We start from the raw sequence: 8124 nt of genomic DNA, 5'->3' as shown, positions 1-8124 counted from the left end.
AGCTCCCGCACGGGGGCGGACTCCTCGCCGTCATAGTTGACGGCGTCGCCCCATGGGGTGTGGTGGCGGCCGGTGAAGTAGTGCGGCGAGTAGCAGCGCAGGTAGTTCCCGTCCGGACCGAAGTGGTTGTAGACGGCGTCGATGAGCACGGCGAGCCCGTGCGCGTGCGCCGCGTCGATGAGCTGGCGCAGCCCCGTGGGGCCGCCATAGACGTGGGCCGGCGCGAAGAGGTCCACCCCGTCGTAGCCCCAGTTGCGAGAGCCGGGGAAGCTGGCCACCGGCAGGAGCTCCAGGGCGGTGATGCCCAGCTCGCGCAGCCCCTTCAGCTTGGGAATGAGGGCCTGGAAGGTGCCCTCGGGCGTGGCCGTGCCCACGTGCACCTCGTAGAGGACGAGCGCGTCGGGCTCCGGCCCCTTCCAGCCCGCATCCGTCCAGGCGAAGTCCGGCACCACCACCTCGGAGGGACCATGCACGCCCAGGGGCTGTGAGCGGGACCATGGATCTGGGAAGGGCCCCTCCCCGTCCACGCGCAGCTTGTAGCGCACGCCAGCGCCAGCGCCCTCCAGCACGGCGCCGAAATAGCCGTCCGGCTCCGCCGTCATCCGCAGCACACGGCCCGGCTGGCCCTCCGCATCGTGCAGGACCACCTCGGCGCTGTGGTGAGCCGGTGCCCAGACACGCCAGCGCACCTGATTCCCCGACTCGACCCAGGCACCCAGCCGAGGTACCGCCGCCCGCGACTCCTCCACTCGCTCCATGCCCCTTCCTTTAATGCGTGGCGCTCGCACTGAGGAGCACCTTGTCCGAGAGTCCATGCCTTCAGCGGCGAGAGATGTTCAATGGTCGCCCACGGAACTGTCCGATCTCCGGCGCCACCTCATCCCTGGGGGAGAACCCGATGCAGGAGGAAGGGCAGCGTCCAGCCTCGGAGGAGGGGAAGCTCCAGATGGGACATCGCCAGCAGCGTCTCCCCGTCCCACCACCGGAGCTCGTCCACGAAGAGGCGCCAGCGCCAGGGACACTCGGGCGGGTACTCCACCTGCACGCCCTGGCGCCCATCCACGCGGGAGCGGCCCTCGCGCAGCACCACCGGCACGGAAGGGAGCAGGCGCTCCTGACGCCGCACCAGGTTGACGCCCCGCCCGTCCGCGCCGAACTCCTTCCCCCACCAGCCTCGCAGGCCCAGCAGCCTCAGCAGGAGCGGCGCGCCGTACCGCAGCCACGCGGGCCCCACCCACTCCCCCTGGAAGCGCCCCGTGATTGACCTACGCGCGGGGGGCTCGAGCGAAGCAAAGCGGGGCTCGGAGCTCCCCGAGCCGGGTCCGGACAGGCGGAGTCCTTGTCAGGACGGTGATGAGGCTCATGGAGGAGACGCTAGGCAGTGGCGGCGCGCAGTGCCCACGCAGCTCCCCTGCCCTCCGCCCGCCTGGAGGCCCAGGCCCTTGCCAGGACGCCCGCCCTCCTGCCAGGGAGGCTGCCTGGATCCGCCTCACGTCTGCACCATCCTTACGGTGTGTGGGAGAAGCGGAGGCAGGACGCCATGCATCACACCCGGGAAGTTCCTCGCGAGGTCTGGTCTGACTATCTGACCCTGCTGAGCGGCATCACCCGCTCCCAGTGGGTCCGCATCGAGGCGAGCAGCCTCGACATTGGCGAGCAGCCGCTGGCCCAGCGCCTGCCGCTCATCGACATCACCTTCGTGGAGAAGGGCAGCGGCCGGGATGCCATCGAGGTGACGGTGGGCCGCCCTGGGGAGGAGATCACCCACCGCATCTTCCACCCCGACCACATCTACGCCGACGAGGGCGAGAGCGGCGAGTTGGAGTGCCTCGACATCGAGAACTCGGAGCGCGTCAAGACGCTCATCTTCTTCGAGCCCATCCAGGCGATCGACGAGCTGTCGGGGTACCAGCCCCACGCCTGAGCAGAAGCAAGGGGCGGGCCTCTCACATGAGAAGCCCGCCCCCTTGTGATGCAGCTTGCGCTAGCTCGCGTTACGGGTTGGCGATGGCGTAGTCCAGCGCCGCCTTCGCGCGCACCACGCCGTTGCCGTAGTAGTTGTCGCGGCCGGCGGTGCCCCGATCCTCGGCGCTCTTCTCGAGCGCGTTGCGGACGCGGGTGTTGGTCCAGCTCGTGTTGTAGCTCCAGATCAGCGCCGCCACCGCGGAGACGTGCGGGGTCGCCATCGACGTGCCGTCATAGAACTCGTAGCCGCTGGCCGGCTCGGTCTTCTGGCTGGCCTCCGTGGCCGACTGGCCGACGCCGCCGCTGTTGATGATGGCGTCGCCATCCTCCAAGCTGAGCGCAATGGCCGGGATGGTGCTGGTGACGCCAGTGCCCAGCGTGCCAGCGAAGCCGCCCGCCACGTTGTTGTAGATGGCTGCGCCGACGCCGCCACCGGCCTTCACGTTGTTCACCTTGTCCACGAAGCCGATGACGCCGCGCTGGCAGAGGACAACCTTGCCCGCCCAGGCGCCCACGCTGTCGCACAGGCCGCCGTTCACCAGCGTGCCCGTCACGCCCGCGGTGCGGGCCGCGCCCTCGATGTAGCTGCCGCTGTAGGTGGCGCCGCCGACGGCGAGGGTGTTCAGGTCCAGCGCGCCGACGGTGGACTGCACGCCCACGCCCGGCGCAGCGATGTCCACCGCGGTGTTGAACTGCGAGAAGGAGGCCACCTGCTTGTTGGCGTCCACCGCCGCCACGGAGATGACGCTGGCGTACGAGGCCGGGTAGCTCAGCGCCTTGGTGCCGGCGTTGCCCGCCGCGGCCACCGAGATGAGGCCGGCGCTCCACGCGTTGTTGAAGGCGGTCTCCTCAGTGCGGTTCTTCGTGCTGCCTCCCAGGCTCATGCTGATGACGTTGGCGCCCGCGCTCACGCAGCGGTTGGCCGCGTCCGCCAGGGTGGAGGCGTAGGACCAGGCGCAGCTGTCCCCGAACACCTTGACGATGTGCAGGTTGACGCCGCTGGGCAGCACGCCGACCACGCCCGTGGTGTTGTTGACCGCGGCGATGGTGCCCGCCACGTGCGTGCCGTGGTGGCACTTGTCGGTGTTCCAGCCGGTGGGGTAGCCGGTGATGGACTTGCCGCTCTGGTGATCCTCGTGGGCGGCGTAGAGTCCGGAGTCGATGATGCAGATCTTCCGGTTGGCGCCGGTGGCAAGCGGCCACACCAGCGGGGCCTGGACCTGATCGATGCCGTACGGGGTGCTCTGTGCCATCAGGTAGCGCGGCGAGTCCTCCTCGACGAACTCCACCGCCGGGTTCTTGCTCAGCGCCTCAATGGCGCGCGCGGGCAGCTCCACCGCTGACGCGTTCATCCCGTGGATGGAGAGCATCTCCTTGCCACCCACCGCCTGGAGCACGTTGGCCCGGTTCGCTCCCGGCTTGAAGTTCACGATGACCCGCGTGGTGGCGTTCAGCTCGGCCTGCTGCATCACGTTCTGCGGGGCCTCGTCGGCAGCCTGCTCGGATGCGCACCCGGAGAGCGCTACCAGAGCACCCATCAGCGTCAGCTTCTTCATGTGCTTCCTCCCACTTCCCGCGGTCTCGGAGGGTTCGGGGGATAAGCCGAGAATCAGCGGAAAATTCTTATTTTCTTATAAACTGGTTTTTAGTTTATTTCAATAGTTCTAGGAGAGCTGTTTTTCCCTCACCTGGCGTGAAGCGCGGCCAGCGGCGAGGAGGCCAAAAAAGAAGAGGCCGGAGCCGCGCTCCTCGGATGAGGAGAGCGACCCCGGCCTGAAGACCCCGCCGTGGCTCAAACGGCCACGGAGTCAGGTGCAATCACATTACGGGTACAGCGCGCGGGCGCCGGACTTGTCGTAGCTGGTGAGCACCAGGTCGCCGGTCTGCGTGCCGTTGCACTGCGGGTAGTGCATCACGGACGAGCGATCATAGGTGGAGGTCAGCGCGCGCCAGTTGGAGTCCTCGTAGCAGCCGCTGGCCGTGGAGCGCGTGTGCTCGTGGCGGAAGCCCAGCGTGTGGCCCAGCTCGTGGCGGAGGATGCCCGTGAGCGTCCAGGGCGAGATGCTGCCGAAGGCGCTGGTGCTGATCAGGATGTTGCGGCCCGAGCGGCTGGAGTTGGGGAAGAACGCACGCGCCAGGTAGCTGGTGGTGCTCGTCTGGCGCACATCGAAGACCACGCCCGTCTGGCTCGCGGTGCAGTTGCTGTCGTAGGAGCTGGAGTGGATGAAGTTGACGTTGGCCGTGGCCTCCCAGGCCGCGGTAGCGCTGTTCATCGCGCTCACCACGGTGCTGTAGCGGCTGCCGAAGCTGCTGCTGCTCACGCAGTAGGTGAGGTTGCGAGCCGTGGTGGAGTTCCACTTGATGTCGCCACCGATGTAATACACGGCCAGCCCGTCCTGCTGACGGCCCTCGTCCGCGGCGATGACGCTGTCGTAGAACGCGCGCAGCCCCTCCACACCCTCCACGGCCGTGTCGCCGTCGATGACGAACACATTGTTCTCATCGGCAACCGCCCGGGCCTGGAACTCCTCGAAGGTCATCGGCGCCTTCTCCTGCGCCAGCTCCTCGGGGCCACCGCAGCCCACGCCGAGAAGGGTCACACCCGCCAGCATCGCAACGGAACGGAACTTGAGCATCGGTCTTCCTCTGGAAGCACTTCGGGGGATTGAGCGCCGGCCGCCTGCGGACACCTGCAGCCGCGTCCGGCGTCGCGTCTCCCATGAGCAACTCTCGGGCCAGAAGACTCGGATAATGAAAAATCAGGGTTTACCAGCGCAGGCGCGACAAACCCGGAGCGCTCAAGCTCCAACCACCTGGATCAAAACTGTAAAGAGACGTGACTTCCCCGTGAGCAAGCGCCTGAATTAACGGGAACATCGTCGCATTCAGATGCCTGACTCAGAACAGGACAAGGGCGTCCTCATCTCAGACACCCCATCCATTCCGTGTCCGTCATCGCCTGATACGACCGACGAGGGCCAGGAGTTGCGTCCCATAGCGCTCGACCAGCTTGGGACCGACGCCCTGGATGGCCATGAGTGCCTGGCTGTCCCCAGGTCGCACGGCGGCGATGGCGTCCAGCACCCGATCCGTGAGGATGCGAAAGGCGGGGATGCGCCGCCGCCGAGCCTCTGCCAGCCGCCACGCCTTGAGCGCCTCCACCAGCGCGGGGGAAGGCCTCGACCCAGGCGCACCCGGACCCGGGCCCGGACGTCCGCCCTTCCCGCGCCGCACGCCAATGTCGGCCTCTTCGTCCCAGGGCTCTCCGGCGGCCACGTCCGGACCAGGCACCTCCTCCCAATCCTGGACGATGCTCAGCGCGCCAGGAGCCGCCGATCCACCTGAGCGGGCCGTCGGCCCACGTGAGCTGCTCCACTCACTCGGGCCGCCGCCCGTGCCCCCTGAGCGGCCTCGCGAGGCCTGCGCTCCCATCGTGCTCGCCGCAGACACGGGGACACGTTGGCGCACGGGGCCTCCCCGCTCCTCCGCCGGCCCCCACGCGTCCGAGCGCTTCCGCTTCTCTGGGCGCTTCGCCTCTCCCTTCGCGCGGCGGAGGCGGCGCTTCTTGGAGGCCTTCGCCTCGAGCGGCATCGGCAGCATCACCAGATCAGGCTCGATGACGCGGGTGCGCTGGCCGTCCGGTGTGAGCGTCAGCCGCTGGAAGGTGATGCGCTGGCCGTCCTTCTCGAAGGTGTCCTCGCTCAGCCGGGCCAGGCCCGCGCGCACCAGTCCCCCCACGAGCCGCTCAAAGTCCCGGCGTGGCAGGGACTCCCCGAAGAGCTCGCGGTGCAGGCGGCCCGTCGCCTGCCCATCGCGCTCGTGCAGCGCATCCAGGATGCGGCCCAGCGCGCTGAGCTGGCCCTCGCTGGGGGCGGCGAAGCGCAGGGTGGCGCACGTCTCGGGCGAGCACACGTCGCACAGCCCGCAGGACCTGCCCGAGTCCTGCTCGTCGCCGAAGTGCGCCACCAGGTGCCGCATCCGGCACCCGGAGGCCTCCGCGTAGCGCCCCATCTGCTCCAGGTGGTGCAGCTTGCGCTCGCGCTGCGCCGCATAGGGAGCTGTCCAGGTAGGCCGGCCCCGGCACACCCTCTCGTCCGGCGTCACCTCCAGGCCCCCGTGGATCCAGAGCTGCTCGAGCGCCTTGTCGAACACCTCCGGCTCCATCCGCATGCGCGCCTGGAGCGCCTCCTTGGGCTCCAGCTCGGGGTGAGCGGCCCGGAACAGCTGCTCGAGCACGCGAGGCTCCGGGTAGTCGCGCTGGTGGAAGAACTCGTGGGTGCGGCGATCCACGTACGAGTGCAGCAGCACCGCCCGAGACGGCTTGCCGTCCCGGCCCGCGCGGCCCAGCTCCTGGTAATAGCCCTCGAGGCTCGCGGGCAGCGCGGCATGGAGGACGGTGCGCACGTCCGCCTTGTCGATGCCCATGCCGAAGGCCGTCGTGGCGACGATGACCTCGACCCGGCTCTCCAGGAACGCCGCCTGGACGCGGTCACGCTCCGCGGGCTGCAGGCCCGCGTGGTACACGGCGGCCGGGTAGTCCTCGCCCAGCAGGTCCGCGAGCTGCTCGGCGTGCTTGCGCGTGGAGGCGTAGACGATGGCGGGACGCCGCGACGGCTCGGAGAGCACCTCCCGAATGGCCTCGCCGCGCTGGCCGGGGTTCAGCTCCCGCACCTCGATGGCGATGTTGGTGCGGCGGAACCCGTGGATGAAGGTGCGAGCCGAGCCGCCCCGCGTCCCCTTCAGTCCCAGCTGCTGCACGATGTCCCGCTGCACGTCCGGTGTCGCGGTGGCGGTGAGGGCCACCACGGGCGCCGGCCGCAGCAGCGGCAACCGCGAGCCGAGCAGCCGGTAGTCCGGCCGGAAGTCATGGCCCCACTGGGAGATGCAGTGGGCCTCATCGATGGCAATGAGCGCCGGCGTGCGCCGGGCCAGCAGCTCCACGAAGCCGGGCACTCCCAGCCGCTCGGGCGCGATGAAGAGGAAGTCCAGGTGGCCCTCGAGATAGTCCGCGCACACCAGCCGCGACGTAGTCCGGTCCCTGCCTGAGTGGATGCGCTCCGCCGCGAACCCGAGCGACTGGAGCCGCGTGACCTGGTCCTCCATCAGCGCGATGAGCGGGCTCACTACCAGCGTCGTCCCCGCCCGCGCCAGCCCGGGGAGCTGGTAGCACAGCGACTTGCCCGCTCCCGTCGGCATCACCAGCAGCAGGTCCTCGCCCAGCGTGGCGGCGCGGCAGACCTCCTCCTGGTATGGCCGGAAGTCCTCGAAGCCGAACGCTGCCTTCAAGAGCTTCCGGAGCTCGCCTGGGGGAGTAGGCGCTCGCGGCTCGCGGCGGGTCCTGGCGGGCCCGGAGGGGTGTGCAGCCTCCGCGCGAGCACGTACGGGCGGCGTCCCCCTGGGAGCCGAGGAACGGGGAGCAGCCTCGGCCGTCACCGCCTGGGTGCCAGGCGCCACGCGCGCAGAGCGCTCAGGAGACTCTCTCGGCTCCTCCTCCCCAGGCCTCACGGGAGCCGGCCGCGGGGCCGAGGGCGACCTCGGCGGCGAGCTCACCGGCGCCTTGCCCACCACCTCAATGACATAGGCCTCGATGCTCCGCAGGAAGTCCGAGAGATCTCCTCGCCCGCGCTCGATGCGCTGGAGCCACGCCTCCCACTGCCCCGTCATCGCGGGTGTCTTCACATCCGTGTGCACCACCTCGATCAACCGGATGCCCTTCTCCGTCGCCTCCAGCGACTTGCCCCGGCGGCGCAGGTACTCGCGCTCCAGCAGCACCTCGATGATGGCAGCGCGCGTGGCCGGTGTCCCCAGCCCCGTCTCGCGCATCGCGTCCGCCAGCTCCTTCTCGTCCAGGGCCTTGCCCGCCGTCTCCATCGCCGTGAGCAGCGTCGCGTCCGTGAGGCGCGGCGGCGGCCGCGTGCGCTTCTTCACCGCCTCCACATCCTCCACCCGCTGCGACTGCCCGCGCTCCAGCCCTGGAGGCAGATCCTGTGCGTCCTCCTCGGGCTCCCGTCCCTCGCCCTCCTCCTTGGCTCCCTTGGCCTCGCGCTCCTTGGGTGGCTTCACCCCACCCACGTCCAGCACCTTCCACCCAGGGCGCACCACCTGCGTGCCCGAGCTGTGGAACCGGTCCACCCGCCCCGCCCCACCCGCCGCTGCCGG

6 protein-coding genes are annotated in these 8124 nt (G+C 69.5%); 1 reads left to right on the top strand and 5 read right to left on the bottom strand.

What is annotated here, in order from left to right:
• Positions 1-758: alpha-amylase family glycosyl hydrolase (locus tag VD972_RS36990; RefSeq protein WP_324993536.1), on the bottom strand; the 758-nt coding region annotated here is incomplete at its 3' end.
• A 119-nt stretch (positions 759-877) separates the two neighbouring features.
• Positions 878-1234, bottom strand: a complete 357-nt coding sequence (locus VD972_RS36985; protein ID WP_324993535.1) for a hypothetical protein — start codon at positions 1232-1234, stop codon at positions 878-880.
• A gap of 306 nt (positions 1235-1540) precedes the next feature.
• Between VD972_RS36985 and VD972_RS36980 the strand changes: the two genes are divergently transcribed.
• On the top strand, positions 1541-1924 hold the full coding sequence (locus VD972_RS36980; protein WP_324993534.1) for a DUF5335 family protein: 384 nt from the start codon (positions 1541-1543) through the stop codon (positions 1922-1924).
• Between the two features lie 70 nt (positions 1925-1994).
• Here the strand turns inward: VD972_RS36980 and VD972_RS36975 are convergent, their stop codons facing one another.
• The 3 genes from VD972_RS36975 to VD972_RS36965 all read right to left on the bottom strand — a co-directional run.
• Positions 1995-3521, bottom strand: a complete 1527-nt coding sequence (locus VD972_RS36975) for a S8 family serine peptidase (protein ID WP_324993533.1) — start codon at positions 3519-3521, stop codon at positions 1995-1997.
• 267 nt (positions 3522-3788) lie between these two features.
• Positions 3789-4601, bottom strand: a complete 813-nt coding sequence (locus tag VD972_RS36970; RefSeq protein WP_324993532.1) for a M57 family metalloprotease — start codon at positions 4599-4601, stop codon at positions 3789-3791.
• 316 nt (positions 4602-4917) lie between these two features.
• Positions 4918-8124: RecQ family ATP-dependent DNA helicase (locus VD972_RS36965; RefSeq protein WP_324993531.1), on the bottom strand; the 3207-nt coding region annotated here is incomplete at its 5' end.

The sequence above is a fragment of the Hyalangium sp. genome (genome assembly GCF_035629615.1).
Classification (GTDB): domain Bacteria; phylum Myxococcota; class Myxococcia; order Myxococcales; family Myxococcaceae; genus Hyalangium.
Note: the sequence above shows the minus strand (reverse complement) of the source record. Positions and strands in the feature narration are given on the sequence as shown.